Raw genomic sequence first — 21,024 nt, 5'->3', positions numbered from 1 at the left:
GCGACGCGAGCCCCCGAGTGACCGCGATCCTATCTCCGGCCCGCGCGTCGGGCCAGAGACGGCGTGGAAGCGCGGCAGCGTCCCAGGCAACGGGTTTCCGCCACACGGGCCGTCCGGAGAAAACCATTCCTTCAGCCGACGCCGGTGGATCCGAAGCCGCCGGCGCCCCGCCCGGTCCGGTCGAGGCTCGCGGCCTCCTCCAGGCGGGCGCGCGAGACCGGCGCGATCACCATCTGGGCGATCCGCTCGCCGCGCCGCACCACGAAGGGGTCGGCGCCGAGGTTGATCAGGATCACCTGGATCTCGCCGCGATAGTCCTCGTCCACGGTGCCGGGGCTGTTCAGCACGGTCACCCCGTGCCGGACCGCGAGCCCGGACCGGGGCCGCACCTGCGCCTCGAAGCCCGGCGGCAGCGCGATCGCGATCCCGGTGGGAACGAGGGCGCGGGCGAGGGGCCCTAGCGTGATCGGCGCGGCGCAGGCGGCGAGGAGGTCCATCCCGGCGGCGCCGGTGGTCTGGTAGGCGGGCAGCGGCAGGTCCGCCCCATGGGGCAGGCGGACGACGGCGACGGTCGGTTCAGTCATCAAGGGTGCGGATCCGGAACGGGTCAGGGAGCGGCGCCGAGGCGCGCGGCGATCACCCGGACGAGGCGCTCGGCGACCTCGTCCTTGGTGAGGGTCGGCCAGTGCTCGGCGCCATCGGCCGAGATCACGTGCACCGTGTTCCTGGTGCCGCCCATGACGCCGGTTTCCGGCGAGACGTCGTTCGCCACGATCAGGTCGGCGCCCTTCCGGGCGAGCTTGGCGCGGCCGTTCGCCTCCACGTCGTCGGTCTCGGCGGCGAAGCCCACGACCACGGCGGGCCGGCCGAAGCCGAGCTGGCCGATCGCCTTCAGGATGTCCGGGTTCTCGGCGAGATCGAGCACGGGCGGCCGGCCGGAACCGTCCTTCTTGATCTTGGACGATGTTTCGGTGGCGACGCGCCAGTCCGCCACCGCCGCCGCCATCACGGCCACGTCCGCCGGCAGCGCCTGCTCCACGGCGGCGAGCATCTGGCGGGCGGTCTCCACCTTGACGACGGTCACGCCCGGCGGATCGGGGATCGCGACCGGCCCGGAGACGAGCGTCACCGAGGCTCCGGCCCGGGCCGCGGCCGCCGCGATCGCATGGCCCTGACGGCCGGACGAGCGGTTGGCGATGTAGCGCACCGGATCGATCGGCTCCAGGGTCGGGCCCGAGGTCACGATCACCCGGCGGCCGGCCAGCAGGGCGCCGCCGCCCGCGCCGGCGAAGAAGCGCTCCACCGCGGCGACGATCTCCAGCGGCTCGGGCAGCCGGCCGACGCCCTCCTCGCCGCGCTCGGCCATGCGGCCGGAGGCGGGCTCTATCACCACCACACCGTCGCGCTTCAGGGTCTCGGCGTTCCGTCGGGTGGCCGGATGGCTCCACATCCGCGGGTTCATGGCCGGGCAGACCATGACCGGCGCCGTGGTGGCGAGAAGGCAGGTGGACGCGAGGTCGTTGGCGAGGCCGTTCGCCATCTTGGCCATCAGGTCGGCGGTCGCCGGCGCCACGAGCACCAGGTCGGCCTCCCGCGACAGGCGGATGTGGCCGATCTCCTGCTCCTCGGTGAGGTCGAACAGGTCCGTGTGGACGCGCGTCTCGGTGAGGGCGCCGACCGCGAGCGGCGTCACGAACTCCGCGCCCGCCCTGGTCAGGATGGCGCGCACACTCGCGCCGCGCTCCTTCAGGCGGCGGATGAGGTCGAGCACCTTGTAGGCGGCGATGCCGCCGCCGATGACGAGGAGGATGCGCTTGGAGGCGAGCATGGGACCGGTCCGTCGGTGGGCCTGAACGGCGGGACCCTAGCGGCAACCGGCCGGGAAGGCAAAGCGGCAGAAGGGGCCGTTCAAAGCTTGCGCAGCATCACGGTCTCGATGGCGTGGCTACCGCCCTTGCGCAGGATCAGGTCCGCCCGCGGCCGCGTCGGCAGGATGTTGTCCTTGAGGTTCGGCAGGTTGATGCGGTCCCAGAGCCCGTTCGCGATCGTGACCGCCTCCTCCTCGGAGACCTCGGCATAGCGCCGGAAGTAGGAGCGCGGATCCCGGAAGGCGGTCTCGCGCAGGCGCATGAAGCGCTCCACGTACCAGCGGCGGAGGTCGTCCTCGTCCGCGTCGATGTAGACGGAGAAATCGAAGTAGTCCGACACGAAGGGCACCGCCTTGCCGTCCTTCGGCAACCGGCTCGTCTGCAGGACGTTCAGCCCTTCCAGGATCAGGATGTCGGGCTTGTCGATGGTGATGGTCTCGCCCGGCACCACGTCGTAGACGAGGTGGCTGTAGACCGGCGCCGTCACCTGGGGCCGCCCCGCCTTCACCTCGGACAGGAAGGACAGGAGCGCGGGCAGGTCGTAGCTCTCCGGAAAGCCCTTGCGCTCCATCAGGCCCTCGGCCTTCAGCACCGCGTTCGGCAGCAGGAAGCCGTCCGTCGTCACCAGGGCCACCTTCGGGCTGGACGGCCAGCGCTGCAGCATGGCCCTCAGGATGCGGGCCGTCGTCGACTTGCCCACCGCCACGGACCCGGCGATGCCGATCACGAACGGCATCTTGGCGTCCGAATGCCCGAGGAAGCTGCGGGTCGCCCGGTGCAGGCCCTGGGTCGCCTCCACGTAGAGGGAGAGAAGCCGCGACAGCGGCAGGTAGATGTCCGACACTTCCGGCAGCGACACGGGGTCGTTCAGCGCGCGCAGGCGCACCACGTCCTCCAGCGTCAGCGTCAGCGGCGTGCCCTGGCTCAGCGAAGACCATTCGGCCTTGGAGAAGACCTGGTATGGCGAGACAGTCGTCCGGGCGGTCTGGTCCATCGGGATCACCTCGACCAGCCGGGGTCGGGCCGATCGCACAACGGCCCGCGCGCGCCGGAAGGGCCGCGAGCTCTGAATATGACGGTCTTCTATCACGACCGATCTTGCGATTGCGTTAGTCTTTCGGCCGTTGCGCCTTCTCGACGAGGCCCGAACGGCCGGTGCGCCCGGCAAGTTCCGCCATGACGGCCTCGAGCTTCACGTCGGCGAGCGCCAGCACCACCAGGAGATGGTAGAGGAGATCGGCGGTCTCGGAGGCGAGCCCGGCCTTGTCGCCCGAGACGGCGGCGATCACCGCCTCCACGGCCTCCTCGCCGAGCTTCTGGGCCGCCTTCGGCATGCCCTTGGCGGCGAGCTTGCGGGTGTAGGAGGTCTCGTCCCCGGTGGCGAGCCGCTCGCGGATCACGGCCTCCAGGTCGTCGAGCGTGAAGTCGCTCATCGGGGCCCCGCGAGTTCGGACGGGTCGAGCCGCATCGGGATGCCGGCCGCCGCCATGTGGGCCTTGGCCTCGCCGATCGTATGGGTGCCGAAGTGGAAGATGGAGGCGGCCAGCACCGCGGTCGCGTGCCCTTGAAGGATGCCCTCCACCAGGTGATCGAGCGTGCCGACGCCGCCGGACGCGATCACCGGCACGGTCACCCGGTCCGCGATGGCGCGGGTGAGCGGCAGGTCGAAGCCGATCTTGGTGCCGTCCCGGTCCATGGAGGTGACGAGGAGCTCCCCCGCCCCGAGCCTCACCACGTCCTCCGCGAAGGCGAGGGCGTCGATGCCGGTGGCCTTCCGGCCGCCGTGGGTGAAGATCTCCCACCGGGGCGCCTCGTCCGGCCCGCTCACCCGCTTGGCGTCGATGGAGACCACGATGCACTGGTCGCCGAACTTGTCGGCGGCCCGGCCGACGAAGGACCGGTCCGCCACCGCGGCGGAGTTGATCGACACCTTGTCGGCGCCGGCCAGCAGCAGCGCGCGGATGTCGTCGTTGGTGCGGATGCCGCCCCCGACGGTCACCGGCATGAAGCAGAGGGCGGCCGTGCGCTCCACCACGTCGAGGAGGGTGCCGCGCGCCTCGTGGCTCGCGGTGATGTCCAGGAAGCAGAGCTCGTCCGCCCCGGCGGCGTCGTAGGCGGCGGCCGCCTCCACCGGGTCGCCGGCGTCGCGCAGGTCGACGAAGTTGACGCCCTTGACGACGCGGCCGTCCTTGACGTCGAGGCACGGGATGACGCGGGCCTTCAGCATGGGCCGGCCTCCTGCCGGGCGATCAGCGCCAGCGCCTCGGCGGCGTCGAGCCGCCCGTCGTAGAGCGCCCGGCCCGTGATGGCGCCGTCGAGGATGCGGGCGTCCGGCTCCAGCATCCGGGCGACGTCGTCGATGGACGCGAGACCGCCGGAGGCGATCACCGGGATCGACACCGCATGGGCGAGCGCCAGGGTCGCCTCCATGTTGAGGCCCTTCAGGATGCCGTCCCGGTCCACGTCCGTGTAGACGATGGCGGCGACGCCGGCGTCCTCGAACCGGCGGGCGAGGTCGACGGCTGAAAGCTCCGAGGTCTCCGCCCAGCCTTCCACGGCCACCTTGCCGCCCTTGGCGTCGATGCCGACCACGATCCGGCCCGGGTGCCGCCGGGCCGCGCCGCGGACGAGGTCCGGGTCGCGGAGCGCCACCGTGCCGAGGATGACGCGCGCGACGCCCTTCTCCAGCCAGCCGTCGATGGCCGCGTGGTCGCGGATGCCGCCGCCGAGCTGGACCTTCATGGCCGGGGTGACCGCCGCCAGGATCGCGTCCACCGCGGCGCCGTTGACGCTCCGGCCCTCGAAGGCGCCGTTGAGGTCGACCACGTGCAGCCACGGGAAGCCCAGCGCCGCGAAGCTGCGGGCCTGGTCGGCCGGGTCCGGGTTGTAGACGGTGGCCTGCCCCATGTCGCCGAGCTTGAGGCGCACCGCCTGCCCGTCCTTGAGGTCGATGGCCGGATAGAGGATCACGTCACGGCCTCCAGGCCAGGAAGTTGCGGATGAGCGCGAGGCCGAGTGTCTGGCTCTTCTCCGGGTGGAACTGGGTGCCGACGACGGTGTCCCGACCGACGATGGCCGTCACCGGCCCGCCGTAGTCGGTGGTCGCCACCCCGTGCGCCGGGTCGTCCGGCACGAAGTGGTAGGAGTGCACGAAATAGGCGTGGAGGCCGCGCTCGCCGGTCGGAACGTCCGCCAGGATCGGGTGCGGCCGGACGAGGTCGAGCGTATTCCAGCCCATGTGCGGCACCTTGAGGGCCGGGTCGGCGGGCGTGATCAGCCGCACCTCGCCGCCGATCCAGCCGAGGCCCTCGGTGGTGGCCTTCTCGCGCCCGCGGGCGGCCAGGAGCTGCATGCCGACGCAGATGCCGAGGAAGGGCTTGCCGCCCCGAAGCACCACCTCGTCGAGGGTCTCCACCATGCCGGGCACCGCGTCGAGGCCCGCCTTGCAGTCGGCGAACGCCCCGACGCCGGGCAGGACGACACGGTCCGCGCGCCGGACGACGTCCGGATCGGCCGTGACCTGGACCGCGCCCGCATAGCCGGCTTCCCGGGCGGCCCGCTCGAACGCCTTGGCGGCCGAGCGCAGGTTGCCGGAGCCGTAGTCGATGATGGCGACGCTCATGTCCGGCGGCCTTCTCGTTCGGGAAAGAGGCCGATCACCCCGGACGCGGCCGACCGGGGCGCGGCGGGTCCGGCGGGGGCGGGCGCGGGGGACGGACCCAGGCCGCTCAGCCAGTCCTCGAAGAAGCGCCGCTCGGCGGTGTCCCGGTCCCGGCCCTCGACGACGCCCACCAGGGCGAAGCCGCGCCGGGCCAGCGTCCAGCGTCGCATGGCGTTCGCCTCCAGGGCGAACCAGACGGAGAACAGGATGGCGATCGCCGTCGAGGGACCCTCGCCGACGAGGCGGCCAAGGAGGCCGATCGCGATCGAGCCGGCCAGGAAGCCGAGGAGCGGCCACCACATGCGCCGGTAGGGCAGCCAGAGGATCGGCACCAGGAGCGCCGGCCAGGCGAAGCCGTCCTTGACGAAGGCCACTCGGTCCGTGTCCGACGCGCTCCGCCCGTCCGCCGACGGCGCGTGCACCGTATAGAGGGTCATGGCCGTCACCCTTCCAGAACGCCCTTCGTGGAGGGCACCTTGTCCGCCTGGCGCGGGTCGATCGCCACCGCCTGCCGCAGCGTGCGGGCCAGCGCCTTGAAGCAGCTCTCGGCGATATGGTGGTCGTTCGAGCCGTAGAGCGTCTCCACGTGGAGCGTCACGCCGGCGTTCATCGCGAAGGCCCGGAACCACTCCTCCACCAGCTGGGTGTCGAAGGTGCCGATCTTCGGCGTGTGGAACGTGGTCCGGAACACCAGGAAGGGCCGGCCGGAGATGTCGATCGCGCAGCGGGTCAGGGCCTCGTCCATGGCGAGGTGGGTGTCCGCGTAGCGGGTGATGCCGCGCTTGTCGCCAAGCGCCTGGCGCACCGCCTGGCCGAGCGCGATGCCGACGTCCTCCACCGTGTGGTGGTCGTCGATGTGGAGGTCGCCCTCCGCCCTGACGGTGAGGTCGATCAGCCCATGCCGCGCCACCTGGGTCAGCATGTGGTCGAAGAAGCCGACGCCGGTGGAAATGTCCGCCGTCCCGGTGCCGTCCAGGTCGACGGCGACGGTGATGTCGGTTTCGTTCGTCTTGCGCGACAGGCGGGCGGTGCGCACGGGCGTCCAGGCTCCGGATCCAAGGTCAGAAAACGCCGGTGTTCTAACAGGCCGGGCGGGCGTTGCAAACCGTCGTTCAGGGCGCGCCGCCGTCCGTCGCCGCGAGCGCCGCCCGCGCCTCCGCCCGGACGGCCTCGTCCGGATCGGCGAGGAGCCGGTCGGCGGCCGCCGCGAGCGCCGCGGGCGCGAGCCGGCCGAGCGCCCACACCGCCGCGCCGCGGACGGGGGCCGAGGCGTCCCGCGTGAGGTCTTCCACGGCTCCGGCGAGGGCCGGCTCGCCGCTGTTCCCGGCCGCGATGGCCACGTTGCGGACGAACCGGTCGCGGCCGATGCGCTTCACCGGCGAGCCGGAGAAGCGCTGCCGGAAGGCCCCGTCGTCGAGCCGGAGAAGCTCCTGGAGCGGCGGCGCCTTCAGGTCGTCGCGGGCGACGAGCTTCGCCTCCCGGGCGGCCTGCGCGAACTTGTTCCACGGACAGGCGGCGAGGCAGTCGTCGCAGCCGTAGATCCGGTTGCCCATGGGCTCGCGGAACTCAGCCGGGATCGGCCCGTCGTTCTCGATAGTCAGGTAGGAGAGGCAGCGGCGGGCGTCGAGCCGGTAGGGCGCCGGGAAGGCCTGGGTGGGGCAGGCGTCCAGGCACGCCCGGCACGAGCCGCAGTGGTCCGCCTCCGGGACGTCCGCCTCCAGATCGGCGGCCGAGAAGATGGTGCCGAGGAAGAGCCACGATCCGAACGCGCGGGAGACGAGGTTGGTGTGCTTGCCCTGCCAGCCGACGCCGGCCCGCTCGGCGAGCGGCTTCTCCATCACCGGCGCGGTGTCGACGAACACCTTCACGTCCCGCCCGGTCTCCCGGGCGAGGAGGTCGGCGACCTCCTTCAGCCGGCCCTTGAGGACGTCGTGATAGTCGCGGTTGCGGGCATAGACCGAAAGGTTGCCCGTCTCGGGTCGGGACAGGGCGGCGAGCGGGTCGTCCGCCGGGCCGTAGTTGAAGCCGAGCACCAGGATGGACCGCACCTCCGGCCACAGCACGCGCGGATCGGCGCGCCGTTCCAGCGTCTCCTCCATCCACGTCATCCGGCCGTGATGTCCGTCCGCTACGAACCGGCGCAGGCGCTCGTCGGCGGGGGCGAGCGAGCCGGCCCGGACGACCCGGACCACGTCGAAGCCGAGCGCCGCTGCACGGTCGCGGACGCGTCTCGGCAGCCCTCCGGCGGAGCGGCCGTCGGTCAGAAGTCCAGGTCCGCGTAGCTCGGCGAGGCCGGCAGGCCCGGGACCTTGTCGGCGAGGAGCGAGCGGAACGACGGCCGGGACTTCACCCGGGCGTACCAGCTCGTCGCGTGCGGATCCTCGTCCCATGGCACCTCGCCCAGATAGTCCACCGCCGAAAGCTCCGCGGCGGCGGCCAGATCCGCGAAGGTCAGCCGGTCGCCGGCGAGCCAGTTTCGGGTTCCGGCCAGATAGCCGATGTAGCGAAGATGGTGACGGATGTTGAGACGCGCAGCCCTCAGGATCTGGCTGTCGGGAGCGCCGCCGCCGCGCGCGGCCGGGATCTCCAGCTTGAAGATGCGTTCATGGACGAAATAGCTGGTCACCTCGTCCTGGACCTTGTGGACGAACCAGTCCACGAGGCGGCGCATCTCGGCGCGCCCGTCCGGGTGGTTCGGCATCAGACGGCGATCGCCGAGCGCGTAGCCGCGGGTCTCGTCCACATATTCCATGATGGCGGACGGGCCCACGATCGGCGGCCCGTCGTTCTCCACGAGGACCGGCACCTGGCCGGCCGGATTGAGGGCCAGGAAGTCGGGCCGCCGCTCCCACGGCCTCTCGATGACCAGTTCCACCTTGGCTTCGTGCTCGGCCAGCATCAGCCGCACGAAGCGGGAGGACGCGGAGAATGGGTGGTGGTAAAGCTTCAGCATCGGCGTCCTGATCCGGGACCATCGCTCCGCCTCGTCCGGGGGCGCACGGAACGACCGGATGCGGCGACGGCATCCCGTTCATTCGTGCAAGGGCGGTTGCGGTCCGTTGGAAAGCGGGCGGCTTCGATATAGAGCCGTCCCGACCGGTGAACAAATAGTTTCAAATCGCCGCCATCCAGGAACGGGGCGGTGATTTTTTCCAAATGCGGAGACAGTTTATGGATCTTGTGGTCCTTATCAAAGCGCTGATTCTGGGTCTGATCGAAGGGCTGACCGAGTTCCTGCCCGTCTCGTCCACCGGGCACCTGCTGCTGGTCGGCCATTTCCTCGGCTTCACGTCCACCGGGCGGACGTTCGAGGTCCTGATCCAGCTCGGCGCCATCCTGGCGATCCTGACCGTCTACGGCGAGCGACTCGCCCGCATCGCCCTCGCGCTGCCGACGGACCCGAACGCGCGGCGCTTCGCGATCGGCGTCCTCATCGCCTTCCTGCCCGCGGTCGTGATCGGCATGCTGGCCCACGACTTCATCAAGACGGTCCTGTTCGAGACGCCGGCCGTCGTCTGCACCACCCTCATCATCGGCGGCGTCATCCTCCTGCTGGTCGACCACATGCACCTGAAGCCGCGGCATACGGACGCCACGCGCTATCCGCTCGGCACCTACCTGGCGATCGGCTTCTTCCAGTGCCTCGCCATGATTCCGGGCACGTCCCGGTCGGGCGCCACCATCGTGGGCGCCCTCCTGCTCGGCGCCGACAAGCGGTCCGCGGCGGAATTCTCCTTCTTCCTCGCCCTGCCCACCATGGCCGGCGCATTCGCCTACGATCTCTACAAGAACCGCGACCTCATCACCTTCGACGACGCGGCCGTGATCGGCGTCGGCTTCGTGGCGTCCTTCGTGGTGGCCGTCCTGGTGGTCCGCACCCTGCTCGACTTCGTGTCCCGCCACGGCTACGCGCCGTTCGCCTGGTGGCGGATCGTCGTCGGCACGCTGGGCTTCCTCGGCCTCTGGCTGGTCGGCTGACCGGCCGGCGCGAACGAAAAGGCCCCGGGCGGGACCGGGGCCTTTGCGTCGGATTCGGTGCCGCGCGACGGGCAGCCGTCCGCCCCCGGCGCGCTGGGGGCGGGTGCCGGAGAGGTTTCAGACCGGCTTGTGACGGTCGTACTGGCCGTGCCGCATGTAGCGGTAGAGATAGGTCGGCAGGATGGCGGCGAGCGAATGCGGCTCGATGCCGAGGCCGGCCAGCGTGCGGTCGTCCCGGATGGCGTCCTCCGAGACCACGTTGTCGGTCTTCAGGAGTTCCACCTGGTCGAGGGTCAGCGGCGCCCCCGGCAGCCAGGCGGTCAGCTTGGCCAATGCCTCGGCCGCCCCGAAGGGCAGGTTCACCAGCGCGCGCTTGCGCTGCGTCTCCTTGAGGACGATCTCCATCAGCTCGCGGAAGCTCTTCACCTCCGGTCCGCCCAGTTCGTAGACCGTTCCGCCCGGCACCCGGCCGTCCGCGGCTTCGGCCACGGCGGTCGCCACGTCGCCCACGTACACCGGCTGGAAGCGGGTGCGGCCGCCGCCGATCAGCGGCAGGGCCGGCGCGAAGCGCGCCATCTCGGCGAAGCGGTTGAAGAAGTCGTCCTCCGGGCCGAACACGATGGAGGGACGCAACACCACCGCGTCCGGCATGGCGGCGAAGGCGGCCGCCTCGCCGGCCGCCTTGGTGCGGGCGTAGGCCGACGCGGAGCGCGGGTCCGCCCCGATCGCCGACACGTGGACGAACCGGGTTGTGCCGGCGGCCTTGGCGGCGTCGGCGACCACGCGGGCCCCCTCGGCCTGCACCGCGTCGAACGTCTGCGCGCCCGACGGCGCCAGGATGCCGACGAGGTTGATCACCGCGTCGGCCCCGGCGACGGCGCGCTCCACGGAGCCGCGGTAGCGCAGGTTGGCCTGGACGGCGTGGATCTGACCGACGATGCCGAGCGGCTGCAGGTGGCCGGCGAGATCCGGTCGGCGCACCGCCACGCGCACGCGCCAGCCCCGCCGGGCGAGCGCCCGGACCACGTGGCGACCCAGGAACCCGGATCCGCCGAACACGGTGACGAGGCGTCCGCTGCCGGTGATGGTGGCCATGGCCTTCAGCCCTTGCGATCTCATGAGACATGGGGGGGACCCGCGCGCGCCGCGCGCGTGGCCTGTCGGCACCGTGTCTAGCCAAGGGCACGGCCCCTGTACAGCCGTGTTTTCGCCGATGTCCGGCCTTCCGGCCCGCCCCGGCGGCGCCGTCCGGGTCCGCCGGGGCTCCTCGCGTCCACCCGCAAAGAGCCGTTGACAAGGCGTTCGGCAGCCCTTATTGACCGCCCTCGACCACAGCCCCTGTGCCCAGGTGGCGGAATTGGTAGACGCGCAGGTTTCAGGTACCTGTGCCGCGAGGCGTGAAGGTTCGAGTCCTTTCCTGGGCACCATCGGCGACAGCCGGTCAGCGTCGGCAGATCCATCGGTCCGCACCGGGCCGGACGGATCGGCCGGTCCTACCAACGATCCGGCCCTGTGATCATCGTGGCGGTCCGCCCGGACCGCCGGTCCTCTGACGGCCGCGGGTCACGGCGGCGAGCCGGAGCCCCGCTCTCCGTCGCGCCACGTCTCATTCCGGTTCCGGGGCCCGATGACGATCCGAATCCATCAGGGCGACCTGCCCGATCTCGACCACTACGGCGACGTGGTGGCCATCGACACCGAGACCCTCGGCCTCAATCCCCATCGCGACCGGCTCTGCGTGGTGCAGCTCTCCCCCGGCGACGGCAGCGCCGACGTGGTGCAGATCGCGCGCGGCCAGACGGCGGCGCCGAACCTGGTGCGCCTCGTGGGCGATCCGGCCCGGGTGAAGGTGTTCCACTACGCCCGGTTCGACCTCGCCGTGCTCTACCGCACCTTCGGCGTGATGGCGACGCCGGTGTTCTGCACCAAGATCGCCTCCAAGCTGACCCGCACCTATACCGACCGGCACGGCCTGAAGGACGTCACGCGGGATCTCCTCGGCGTGGAGATCTCCAAGCAGCAGCAGTCCTCCGACTGGGGCGCGGCGCAGCTTTCCCAGGCGCAGGTCGAGTATGCCGCCTCGGACGTCCTCAACCTGCACGCCCTGCGGGAGAGGTTCCTCGCGCTCCTGGCCCGCGAGGACCGGATGGCGCTCGCGGTCGCGTGCTTCGACTTCCTGCCGACCCGGGCCGTGCTCGACCTTTCGGGCTGGGCCGAGGACGACATCTTCGCCCACATGTGATCGCCGCCGGGCCGTGGGGCGACGCCGACCGGCGTCGTTCGACTAGGAATTTAGAGACTGTTGATCCATATGATGGATCCGACCGGACGTCCGCGACGGATGTCCGGCCTCTTCGTGCGACCCGTGCCGCTCGCCGGCAACCGGCCGCCACACCTTGGGACCGTTCCGTCGTGACCCGCTTGGCCGCCCCCGCCAGCCCAGGACCGACCGCCTCGCGCCCGCGGGCGCTGACCGCGGAGCGCCGCGCCGTCTTCGAGCGGGCCGCGCGGCAGAGCCGGCGCGTGCGCAGGCTTCGGCGCGCCCTTCCGGCGCTCGGGCTCGTGCTCCTCCTGTCCGTGGTGGCGATCGGCGTCGTGACCCGCATCGAGATCGCCCTGTCGGTCGGCGATGTCCGGATCAGCGCCGAAGGCCTCTCGATGGATGCGCCGAAGCTGTCCGGCAGCGACGGCAAGGGACGGACCTACGAGGTGACCGCCGAGCGCGCCGTCCAGGACCTCTCCGATCCGAAGAGGATCCGTCTCTACGGGATCAGCGCCACCGTCCGGCAGGCGGACGGCCGCACCGCCGATTTCACGGCGGGGTCCGGTCTCTACGACGCCGGCGGGCAGAGCCTCGTGCTCGACGAGGATCTCACCATCCGCGGCAGCGACGGAACCAGCGCCGACCTGAAGACCGCCACCATCGACCTCGCCACCGGCGAGGTGGAGAGCGACGCTCCGATCGCCTTCTCGTCGTCCCTCGGGTCCATCGAGGCCAAGGGCATGTCCGTGGGCGAGCGAGGCGGAGCCGTGACCTTCCACGACGGCGTCAGGATGACCGTCGACCCGAACGCCATCAGGCAGCAGGGCAATCCCGTCGAGACATTGGACCAGGGCGATCGAGGCCCGAACAGCGAAGGACAACGATGAGCATGGATCGTATCGGCGCCTTCGGGCGTATCGGCCGGGTCGCTCTGGCCGCCGCCGTCGCGGGTCTCGCGTCCGCCGCTCCGGCGGCCGCCCAGACGGAGCAAAAGGCCCAGACGGAGCAGCCGGCCCAGCAGGCGCCGCAGCGCCAGACGGGCACCCTCTCCAATGCCTTCGAGGGCCTCGGCGTCGCGGGGGACCAGCCGATCCAGTTCGAGGCGGAGTCCCTGGAGGTCCGCGAGCGGGACCGGATGGCCGTGTTCACCGGCAACGTGGTCGTTCGCCAGCAGGATACCGTGCTGAAGACCGCCTCGCTGACGGTCTACTACGAGGGCGAGGCGCCGGGCGAGGGCGCCCAGCAGGTCCGCCGCCTGGAGGCGAACGGCAAGGTCCTCGTCACGTCCGGACCGCAGACCGCCAGCGGCGACAACGCCGTGTTCGACACCAAGGCGAAGACCATCGTGGTCTCGGGCAACGTGGTGCTCACCCAGGGCGACAACGTGATCCGCGGGCCGCGCCTCGTCATCAACATCGACAGCGGCCAGGCCAAGATGGAGGGCGGCCGGGTCCAGATGCTGATCGAGCCGAAGAGCCTCCAGCGCGACGCGAGCGGCAACTGACCAGAGCCCGACGGGGGATTGTTCCGGTGACGAGACCCTACGCCTTCGACGTCCAGCCCCCCGCCGGGCCGGGCCAGCGTCTCGATACCGACGCGGACCTCGTGGTGGCCCACCTGGCCAAGAGCTACCGCAAGCGCCAGGTGGTGCGCGACGTCAGCCTCGTGCTCCGGCGCGGCGAAGCCGTGGGCCTCCTTGGGCCGAACGGCGCCGGCAAGACCACGGTCTTCTACATGATCACCGGCCTCGTGCCGGCGGACAGCGGCCGCATCGTGCTCGACGGCTACGACATCACCGGCTATCCGATGTACCGCCGCGCCCGGCTCGGCATCGGCTACCTGCCCCAGGAAGCCTCGATCTTCCGGGGCCTCAGCGTGGAGAACAACATCCGCGCCGTCCTGGAACTGGTGGAGAAGGACAAGACCCGCCGCGAGGCGGACCTCGACAGCCTGCTCGACGAGTTCGGCCTGAAGCACTTGCGCAAGCAGCCGGCGATCGCGCTCTCGGGCGGCGAGCGGCGGCGCGTGGAGATCGCCCGGGCGCTCGCCACGCGGCCGTCCTTCATGCTCCTCGACGAGCCGTTCGCGGGCGTGGATCCCATCGCGGTCGGCGACATCCGCCACCTGGTGCGCCACCTCACCGCCCGCGGAATCGGGGTGCTGATCACCGACCATAACGTCCGGGAAACGCTCGGTCTCATCGATCGCGCCTACATCCTCCACTCCGGGACGGTGCTGGTGGAGGGCGATCCGGAGACCATCATCAACGACCCGGACGCACGGCGCGTTTACCTCGGCGACCAATTTACGCTTTGACCTGATCGGTCGAAGTGTCATACTCGAAGCAAGAATTGGACCAAGACCCTGGCAGAGTGATCGGGATCCATGGCGCTGTCCGCCCGTCTGGAAATGCGGCAAAGCCAATCGCTGGTGATGACTCCCCAGCTGATGCAGGCGATCAAGCTTCTGCAGCTCTCCAACATGGATCTCGTCGCCTACGTCGAAGCCGAACTGGAGCGCAATCCGCTCCTGGAACGGGCCGACGAAGGCCCCGCCCGCGACGGTCCGGAGGCGGAGCCGGCGCCCGCCGCCCTCGATGGCGAGCAGGCCGACTGGTTCGAGAACGACGGCGCCCCCTCCACCGAGCGGGTCGAGGCGATCCTCGACACCGACGTCGCCAACGTCTTCCCGGACGAAGCCCCCGGCGCCGCCGAGCGGGGCCTCCTCGACGCCGGCGCGCTCGCCGGCGACCAGTGGTCGTCCGTGGGCGCCGGCGGGTCCGGCGCCGGCGAGGACTTCAACCTGGAGAGCATCCTCACCGGCGAGCGGTCGCTGCACGACCACCTGACCGAGCAGCTGGTGCTCGCGGTCAGCGATCCGGTCGAGCGGCTCGTCGGGTCCGACCTGATCGACGCGGTGGACGAGGCGGGCTATCTCAGGGCCGACCTCGACCAGGTGGCCGAGCGGCTCGGCGCCCCGCGCGGGCTGATCGACCGGGTGCTCGCCATCCTGCAGACGTTCGAGCCGATCGGCGTCTGCGCCCGCTCCCTGTCGGAATGCCTCGCCCTGCAGCTCGCCGACCGCAATCGGCTGGACCCGGCCATGCGGGCGCTTCTCGACAACATCGAGCTCCTCGCCCGCCGCGACATGGCGCAGCTGCGTCGTCTCTGCGGCGTAGACGACGAGGATCTCGCCGACATGGTCCGCGAGATCGTGGCGCTCAATCCCAAGCCCGGCAACGCGTTCGGGACCACCGTGATCCAGCCCGTGGTGCCCGATGTGATCGTGCAGGCGGGCCCGGACGGCGGCTGGCTCGTCGAGCTCAACACCGACACCTTGCCGAAGGTGCTGGTCAACCAGACCTACTATGCGGAGGTTGCCCGCACCGCCAAGGGCGACACGGACAAGCTCTACCTCTCCGACTGCCTGCAGACCGCCAACTGGCTGGTGAAGAGCCTGGACCAGCGGGCGAAGACCATCCTGAAGGTCTCCGCCGAGATCGTCCGCCAGCAGGACGCCTTCCTGGCCAAGGGCGTCGCCCACCTGCGCCCGCTCAACCTGCGCATGATCGCCGAGGCGATCGGCATGCACGAGTCCACGGTGTCGCGCGTCACCTCCAACAAGTACATGGCGACCGGCCGCGGCATCTTCGAGCTGAAGTACTTCTTCACGTCCTCGATCGCGTCCGCGGAGGGCGGCGACGCCCATTCGGCCGAGGCGGTCCGGCACCGCATCCGCCAGATGATCGACGGCGAGCATCCGGACGACATCCTATCCGACGACACGATCGTCAAGAACCTGCGCGACGCCGGCATCGACATCGCCCGCCGGACGGTCGCAAAATACCGCGAGGCGATGCGGATCCCGTCCTCGGTCCAGCGTCGCAGACAGAAGCAGATGCTTGCCACATCGTGAAGAGGTGCAGCCGGTCTTTGTTCGTTGACTTCGTGCGGTGAGGTCACTAAAGAGCGCCCGGTTCATGGCTTGGTGCGACCGACGAGGGCCGCGCCGGAACCGCCCGATCGGAGCGTTCGCGGATAGAAGGAAGATCGTCCCCACGTGGCGTCGTCGTCAGACGCGCGACGGCCCTGGAGAGAACCGCACGGCGGCCGCCTCGACGGCCCGGAAGGCGGCGGGACGAGAACAACGCGTCATCCCAAGGGAGGTCCCATGCCGCTTCGCATCTCCGGAAAGAACGTCGACATCGGTCAGGCGCTTCGCGTGCACATCGAAGGCCGGATCTCGGAGGCGCTGGATAAATACTTCGACGGCGGCTACACGGGCCACGTGGTGGTGGAGCGGGAAGGTTCGGGCTATTCCACCGACTGTTCCATCCACCTGGACACCGGAACGGTGCTTCAGTCGCGTGCGACCGCCCACGAAATCTACGCGGCCGCCGACCAGGCGGCGGAACGGATCGGCAAGCGGTTGCGTCGTTACAAGCGCAAGCTGAAAGGCCGTCATCCGGCGGAGAACGGGCGCGACGAGGACCGGAGCTTCGAGGCGCCGTCCTACGTGCTCGCGGCGCCGGACGAGGACGAGGAGGTCGCGGAGGATTTCGCGCCCGTCGTGGTGGCCGAGACGACGCAGCGGATCGCCACGACCACGGTCGGCCGGGCGGTCATGGACCTGGACCTCACCGGCGTGCCGGTGGTGGTGTTCCGCAACGCGGGGAGCGGCGCCATCAACGTCGTCTACCGGCGAGGCGACGGAAACATCGGCTGGATCGACCCGGCGCTCTCCGACATGTCGTCGTGAGGGCGACCGTCACACCCATCAACAGCAAGGGCGCCCCATCGCACCCGGCGGCGCTCTTAGCACAAAGGCTGGCATCATGGATCTGAGCGACCTTCTGCAGGTCGAGGCCGTGCTCCCGCACCTCAAGGCCAACTCCAAGAAACAGGCGCTGCAGGAAATGGCCGCCAAGGCCGCCGCGATCACCCAGCGCCCCGAGCGGGAGATCTTCGACACCCTTCTCCAGCGCGAGAAGCTCGGATCGACCGGCGTCGGCCACGGCGTCGCCATCCCGCACGGCAAGCTCGTGGCGCTCGACCGGCTCGTCGGCGTGTTCGCGCGCCTGGACAAGCCGATCGACTTCGACGCGCTCGACGACGAGCCGGTGGACCTCATGTTCCTGCTGCTGGCGCCGGAGAACGCCGGCGCGGACCACCTGAAGGCGCTTGCCCGGATCGCCCGCGTGCTCCGCGAGCCGACGATCGCGTCCAAGTTGCGCGCCGCCAACGACGCGGCCGCGATCTTCGCGCTCATCACCCAGCCGGTCGCGTCCAACGCCGCCTGAGCGAACGAAAAGGCCCGCCGGGACGGCGGGCCGACACGTTCGTCGAGTGATGGAAGCTCGTCCGGCCGGCGCTCGGTCCCGGCCGAGACGGACCGCGAGGCGTCCCGGCCCCCGTCAGGGGTTTCGGCCGGCCTCGCCGGGCCGGGGTCCGGCAGAAGCGACCCCCGCCGCCGATTGGACGGAAGGCGGCGAAGCAGACCGATCGGCCGAGCCGATCGACGTCAGACCTCGATCGCCGGTCCCCTTGCCGATCGCGCCTGCCGACGGGCTCCGCTTCAGTGCACGCTGACGGTGGTCAGCTCCGCCTCCATGGCGTTCGCCATGGCGGCTTCCCGGCTGTCCGTCAGCATGATCGGCGTGCCGTCGGCCGACAGAAGGGCCCAGAGCTTCAGGCCGGGCGCAAGGTGCGGCGCCTCGGGGAAGAGGGCGCGCACGTCGTCCGACGTGATGCGGCGGATGTAGGCGACCTTGCCGTCGCCAAGCTGCAGGAAAGCCGCGTCGGGCATGACCCGGTGGGCCGCGACCTTGTGGGCATTGTACTCGTTCATCACGAACCTCCTCGCGTCCGATCGGCTCTTTCGACCGTCGGACCAGTCACGAAGTCGCGGCTCGTCCACTGTCGGACCGAAACCGTTCCGTCGCCGTTAATGCGCCGGTCAATCCCGTCGGCGGACCCCTTTCGGGGGGACCCGCTGCCCGTTCTATGATTGGGAACGGACCGGAACCCGCCCCGGTTCCGCCGACCGCCGCACGCCGTCCGCGGGCGGGCATCGGGGCTCGGGGCACGGCCGTCGTCGACGGCTCCCGGTTCCGGTACGTCGGGGCGCCGCTTCGGATCAGCGGGCGTTGATTTCGATCTTGCGGATGACCCGCTCGGGTTGGGGTCGCACGAGGTCGATCGACAGGAGCCCGTCCGAGAGGTCGGCGCCGAGGATCTCGATGCCTTCCGCCAGGACGAAGGTTCTCTGGAACTGCCGGGCCGCGATGCCGCGGTGCAGATACTGGCGCGCCTTGTCGTCCACCTGCCGCCCCCGGATCACGAGCTGGTTCTCCTCCACGGAGACGTCCAGCTGGTCGCGGGTGAAGCCGGCCACGGCAAGCGTGATGCGGATCACGTCCCCGTGGGGGCCGTTGGCGGGAATCCGCTCGATGTTGTAGGGCGGATAGCCGTCGTTGGCGGCCTTGGAGACCCTGTCGAGGGCCCGCTCGATATCGTCGAACCCCAGGAGAAAGGGGCTCGAGAAGGTGGTCATGCGCGTCATCGATCAAAGTCCTCGCAAAGAAGCGACCTTGATGGTCCGGACCCGGTCGTCGGCGTCCGGAGGGCGTCTCCGCCCATCGTTGGCGAATATGGCGAGCCGGAGCGGTCCGTTCAAGACCGCGCCCCGGCTGCCGGAGTCAGCCGGCGCGGCCGGTCGCCGGGATCAGCCGGCGAGGGCGAGCGCCGCGCGCGGGTCCGGCGCCTGGTCGAGCACGACGATCCGGTTGCCGGACGGGTCGGTCACCGTGGCCGGGCCGGTCTCCGCCCCGATCCTGTCCCGGAAGCCGTCGTCGCTCCCCGGCACGACGAGGGTGGCCGCCATAAGGCCGAGCGTGTCCGGAGCCCGGACGCCTCCGCGGCTTGCCCAGACGTTGAGCCCGAGATGGTGGTGGTAGCCGCCGGCCGCTACGAAACAGGCGCCCGGATAGGTGGCCATCAGGTCGAAGCCGAGACGGTCCCGGTAGAAGGAGAGGGACGCGTCCAGATCCGACACTTTCAGGTGCACATGCCCGACCCTGGTGCCCTCCGGCGCGCCGGACCAGCCGCCGCCGGCCTCGTCGCCGGCCGCTACGACGCTCCGGATGTCGAGCGCGACGGTCGCCATCCGGATGCCCGTGTCGGTGAGCGGCCATTCGGACCGGGGCCGGTCCCGGTAGACCTCGATGCCGTTCCCCTCCGGATCGTCCAGGTAGAGGGCCTCGCTCACCAGATGGTCGCTGGCGCCGCCGACGCGCACGCCGGCGTCGGCGAAGTGCCGGACGAACCGGCCGAGATCCGCCCGAGACGGCAGCAGGAAGGCCGTGTGGAAGAGGCCGGGCGCGCGCGGCGAAGCCGGCTTGAAGTCCGGGCGCGCCGAAAGGACGAGGAGCGGAACGCCGTCCCGGGTGCCGAGCGCCACGCCGCGACCGTCCCGTGCCAGCGGCTCAAGGCCGATCACGGACCGGTAGAAGGCCTCCATCCGGTCGACGTCGCGGACGGCGAGGACGACGGGACCCATGCGGGTGGCGGACGGCAGGACGGGCCGGGCGGCGCCTTCGGTGGTGGTCGAAGCGGTCATGGCGGTCGGCTTTCGAGAAGGACCGGCCGTGCCGAGGGGCGCGGCCGGTATCATGGCCTCGAATGTAGGACCGATGACCCCGCCCGCGCGAGACCGCGAACGCTCAACATGCTGTTCGCCGTCGGTGAACGATCGGCCGGACGACCTCCTTCGGAAGATCGTCCAGCTGAACAGAGATCGTCAGCGATCGAGGCCGGCGATCAGCATGTATTTCTTCTCCACGAACTCGTCGATGCCGTGGTGGGAGCCCTCGCGCGAGTTGCCGCTCTCCTTGATGCCGCCGAACGGGGCGAGCTCGGTGGAGAGGAGGCCGGAGTTGATGCCCACCATGCCGTATTGGAGCTTTTCGCCGACCCGGAAGATGCGGCCGACGTCGCGGGCGTAGAAGTAGGCCGCGAGGCCGAACTCCGTGTCGTTCGCATAGGCGATCGCCTCGGCTTCCGTGTCGAACGGGAAGACCGGCGCCATGGGGCCGAAGGTCTCCTCCTTGGAGACGATCATGTCCTGGGTCACCCCGGCGAGCACCGTCGGCTCGAAGAAGGTCCCGCCGAGCGCATGCCGTTTGCCGCCGGTGACCACGCGGGCACCCTTGGCGAGGGCGTCGGCGAGATGCCGCTCCACCTTCTCGACGGCGTCCTCGGTGATGAGCGGGCCCTGGGTGACCCCTTCCTCGGTGCCGTTGCCGACCTTCAGCCGCGCGACCGCCGCCGCGAGCTTCTCCACGAAAGCGTCATAGACGCCGCGCTGGACGTAGATCCGGTTCGCGCAGACACAGGTCTGGCCCATGTTGCGGTACTTGGAGATCATCGCCCCTTCCACGGCCGCGTCGAGATCCGCGTCGTCGAACACGATGAAGGGCGCGTTGCCGCCGAGTTCGAGCGCCACCTTCTTCACCGTGCCGGCGGCCTGGCGCATCAGGAGCTTGCCGACCTCGGTGGAACCGGTGAAGCCGACGAGGCGCACCGCCGGATGGGAGGTCATCACGCCGCCGATCGCCGGCGCGTCGCCGGTGATCACGTTGAGGACGCCCTTGGGCAGGCCGGCCCGGTGGGCGAGTTCGGCAAGCGCGAGGGCCGTCAGCGGCGTCTCCGGCGCCGGCTTCACCACCACGGTGCAGCCGGCCGCGATGGCGGGCGACACCTTGCGGGTGATCATGGCGGCCGGGAAGTTCCACGGCGTGATGGCGGCGACCACGCCGACCGGCTGGCGGATCACCATGATCCGACCGTCCGCCCGATGGGTCGGCAGGGTCTCGCCCTGGATGCGCTTGGCCTCCTCGGCGTAGAACTCCACGTAAGAGGCGGCGTAGTCGATCTCGCCCCGCGCCTCCGCCAGCGGCTTGCCCTGCTCGGAGGTGAGGATGAGGGCGAGGTCGTCCCGGTTCGCCGTGATCAGGTCGAACCAGCGGCGGAGGAGCCGGGACCGCTCCTTCGCGAGGGTCTCGCCCCAGGGCTCCAGGGCGGCGCTGGCGGCATTCACCGCGACCGTGGTCTCGGCCGCGCCGTAGCGAGGCACCTTGGCGAGCACGGCGCCGGAGGCCGGGTTGGTCACCGGATCGACCGGCTCGCCGCCGAACGCGCCGTCGATGTAGCACTGGGTCCTGAGGAGCGACGGATCCTTGAGCGCGAGTGTCATGG

Annotated in this window: 24 protein-coding genes and 1 tRNA gene; 9 read left to right on the top strand and 16 right to left on the bottom strand. The window is 70.6% G+C overall.

Translation table 11 applies throughout. The features are described from left to right. Positions 1-131: 131 nt before the first annotated feature. From dut to HND91_RS21385, 11 genes are all read right to left on the bottom strand, one after another. Positions 132-584: a dUTP diphosphatase gene (dut, locus tag HND91_RS21435; RefSeq protein ID WP_181708654.1), complete on the bottom strand. Its 453-nt coding sequence runs from the start codon at positions 582-584 to the stop codon at positions 132-134. A gap of 23 nt (positions 585-607) precedes the next feature. Continuing rightward, positions 608-1,828: a bifunctional phosphopantothenoylcysteine decarboxylase/phosphopantothenate--cysteine ligase CoaBC gene (gene coaBC / locus HND91_RS21430; protein WP_181708653.1), complete on the bottom strand. Its 1,221-nt coding sequence runs from the start codon at positions 1,826-1,828 to the stop codon at positions 608-610. Positions 1,829-1,908: 80 nt separating this feature from the next. Then, positions 1,909-2,862, bottom strand: coding sequence for a type I pantothenate kinase (coaA, locus tag HND91_RS21425; RefSeq protein WP_181708652.1), 954 nt, complete (start codon positions 2,860-2,862; stop codon positions 1,909-1,911). 115 nt (positions 2,863-2,977) lie between these two features. Next, positions 2,978-3,301: a phosphoribosyl-ATP diphosphatase gene (locus HND91_RS21420; RefSeq protein WP_181708651.1), complete on the bottom strand. Its 324-nt coding sequence runs from the start codon at positions 3,299-3,301 to the stop codon at positions 2,978-2,980. After that, a complete protein-coding gene (hisF, locus tag HND91_RS21415; protein WP_181708650.1) occupies positions 3,298-4,095 on the bottom strand; it encodes an imidazole glycerol phosphate synthase subunit HisF in 798 nt (265 codons plus the stop codon). The genes HND91_RS21420 and hisF overlap by 4 nt, the downstream gene beginning before the upstream one ends. Continuing rightward, complete coding sequence (gene hisA / locus HND91_RS21410) at positions 4,089-4,838, bottom strand: 1-(5-phosphoribosyl)-5-[(5-phosphoribosylamino)methylideneamino]imidazole-4-carboxamide isomerase (protein ID WP_181708649.1); 750 nt, start codon at positions 4,836-4,838, stop codon at positions 4,089-4,091. The genes hisF and hisA overlap by 7 nt, the downstream gene beginning before the upstream one ends. A gap of 1 nt (position 4,839) precedes the next feature. Beyond that, a complete protein-coding gene (gene hisH / locus HND91_RS21405) occupies positions 4,840-5,490 on the bottom strand; it encodes an imidazole glycerol phosphate synthase subunit HisH (RefSeq protein ID WP_181708648.1) in 651 nt (216 codons plus the stop codon). Continuing rightward, positions 5,487-5,966, bottom strand: coding sequence for a DUF2628 domain-containing protein (locus HND91_RS21400; protein WP_181708647.1), 480 nt, complete (start codon positions 5,964-5,966; stop codon positions 5,487-5,489). Before HND91_RS21400 ends, hisH begins: the two co-directional genes overlap by 4 nt. Before the next feature lie 5 nt (positions 5,967-5,971). After that, the gene (gene hisB, locus HND91_RS21395; RefSeq protein ID WP_181708646.1) at positions 5,972-6,565 is read right to left on the bottom strand and encodes an imidazoleglycerol-phosphate dehydratase HisB; all 594 of its coding nucleotides are present in this window, start codon (positions 6,563-6,565) and stop codon (positions 5,972-5,974) included. A 76-nt stretch (positions 6,566-6,641) separates the two neighbouring features. Next, the gene (gene queG / locus HND91_RS21390) at positions 6,642-7,793 is read right to left on the bottom strand and encodes a tRNA epoxyqueuosine(34) reductase QueG (protein ID WP_181708662.1); all 1,152 of its coding nucleotides are present in this window, start codon (positions 7,791-7,793) and stop codon (positions 6,642-6,644) included. After that, positions 7,790-8,482, bottom strand: coding sequence for a glutathione S-transferase family protein (locus HND91_RS21385; protein WP_181708645.1), 693 nt, complete (start codon positions 8,480-8,482; stop codon positions 7,790-7,792). The genes queG and HND91_RS21385 overlap by 4 nt, the downstream gene beginning before the upstream one ends. Positions 8,483-8,700: 218 nt before the next feature. Here HND91_RS21385 and HND91_RS21380 point away from each other — a divergent pair, with 218 nt between their 5' ends. Beyond that, on the top strand, positions 8,701-9,507 hold the full coding sequence (locus tag HND91_RS21380) for an undecaprenyl-diphosphate phosphatase (RefSeq protein WP_181708644.1): 807 nt from the start codon (positions 8,701-8,703) through the stop codon (positions 9,505-9,507). A gap of 117 nt (positions 9,508-9,624) precedes the next feature. On the opposite strand, the gene HND91_RS21375 is transcribed toward HND91_RS21380, so the two are convergent. Further along, positions 9,625-10,602 (bottom strand): complex I NDUFA9 subunit family protein, encoded by a 978-nt coding sequence (locus tag HND91_RS21375; RefSeq protein WP_181708643.1) that lies wholly within the window; start codon positions 10,600-10,602, stop codon positions 9,625-9,627. Between the two features lie 247 nt (positions 10,603-10,849). Between HND91_RS21375 and HND91_RS21370 the strand changes: the two genes are divergently transcribed. From HND91_RS21370 to ptsN, 8 genes are all read left to right on the top strand, one after another. Beyond that, positions 10,850-10,934: transfer RNA gene (locus tag HND91_RS21370), tRNA-Leu, on the top strand. 200 nt (positions 10,935-11,134) lie between these two features. After that, entirely contained in the window at positions 11,135-11,749 is a 615-nt protein-coding gene (locus HND91_RS21365; RefSeq protein ID WP_181708640.1) for a ribonuclease D, read from the top strand. A gap of 170 nt (positions 11,750-11,919) precedes the next feature. After that, positions 11,920-12,657 (top strand): LPS export ABC transporter periplasmic protein LptC, encoded by a 738-nt coding sequence (lptC, locus tag HND91_RS21360; RefSeq protein WP_181708638.1) that lies wholly within the window; start codon positions 11,920-11,922, stop codon positions 12,655-12,657. A gap of 2 nt (positions 12,658-12,659) precedes the next feature. Continuing rightward, positions 12,660-13,274: an LptA/OstA family protein gene (locus tag HND91_RS21355; RefSeq protein ID WP_181708636.1), complete on the top strand. Its 615-nt coding sequence runs from the start codon at positions 12,660-12,662 to the stop codon at positions 13,272-13,274. A gap of 17 nt (positions 13,275-13,291) precedes the next feature. Next, entirely contained in the window at positions 13,292-14,086 is a 795-nt protein-coding gene (gene lptB, locus HND91_RS21350) for an LPS export ABC transporter ATP-binding protein (protein WP_425485516.1), read from the top strand. A gap of 69 nt (positions 14,087-14,155) precedes the next feature. After that, positions 14,156-15,685, top strand: a complete 1,530-nt coding sequence (gene rpoN, locus HND91_RS21345; protein ID WP_181708635.1) for an RNA polymerase factor sigma-54 — start codon at positions 14,156-14,158, stop codon at positions 15,683-15,685. Positions 15,686-15,940: 255 nt separating this feature from the next. Next, the gene (gene hpf / locus HND91_RS21340; protein ID WP_181708634.1) at positions 15,941-16,528 is read left to right on the top strand and encodes a ribosome hibernation-promoting factor, HPF/YfiA family; all 588 of its coding nucleotides are present in this window, start codon (positions 15,941-15,943) and stop codon (positions 16,526-16,528) included. Positions 16,529-16,604: 76 nt separating this feature from the next. After that, positions 16,605-17,069, top strand: coding sequence for a PTS IIA-like nitrogen regulatory protein PtsN (gene ptsN, locus HND91_RS21335; RefSeq protein ID WP_181708633.1), 465 nt, complete (start codon positions 16,605-16,607; stop codon positions 17,067-17,069). Between the two features lie 275 nt (positions 17,070-17,344). Here ptsN and HND91_RS21330 read toward each other — a convergent pair whose 3' ends face one another. The 4 genes from HND91_RS21330 to HND91_RS21315 all read right to left on the bottom strand — a co-directional run bounded on the left by HND91_RS21330 (position 17,345) and on the right by HND91_RS21315 (position 21,022). Next, positions 17,345-17,575: a BQ00720 family protein gene (locus HND91_RS21330; RefSeq protein WP_075214371.1), complete on the bottom strand. Its 231-nt coding sequence runs from the start codon at positions 17,573-17,575 to the stop codon at positions 17,345-17,347. A gap of 330 nt (positions 17,576-17,905) precedes the next feature. Next, on the bottom strand, positions 17,906-18,331 hold the full coding sequence (locus HND91_RS21325) for an Hsp20 family protein (protein ID WP_181708631.1): 426 nt from the start codon (positions 18,329-18,331) through the stop codon (positions 17,906-17,908). Positions 18,332-18,493: 162 nt separating this feature from the next. Then, positions 18,494-19,387 (bottom strand): VOC family protein, encoded by an 894-nt coding sequence (locus tag HND91_RS21320; protein ID WP_181708630.1) that lies wholly within the window; start codon positions 19,385-19,387, stop codon positions 18,494-18,496. A 180-nt stretch (positions 19,388-19,567) separates the two neighbouring features. Further along, a complete protein-coding gene (locus HND91_RS21315; protein WP_181708629.1) occupies positions 19,568-21,022 on the bottom strand; it encodes an NAD-dependent succinate-semialdehyde dehydrogenase in 1,455 nt (484 codons plus the stop codon). Positions 21,023-21,024: the final 2 nt, after the last annotated feature.

The sequence above is a fragment of the Chthonobacter rhizosphaerae genome (assembly GCF_013839525.1).
Classification (GTDB): domain Bacteria; phylum Pseudomonadota; class Alphaproteobacteria; order Rhizobiales; family Pleomorphomonadaceae; genus Chthonobacter; species Chthonobacter rhizosphaerae.
This window is presented reverse-complemented; position numbering and strand designations above follow the sequence as displayed.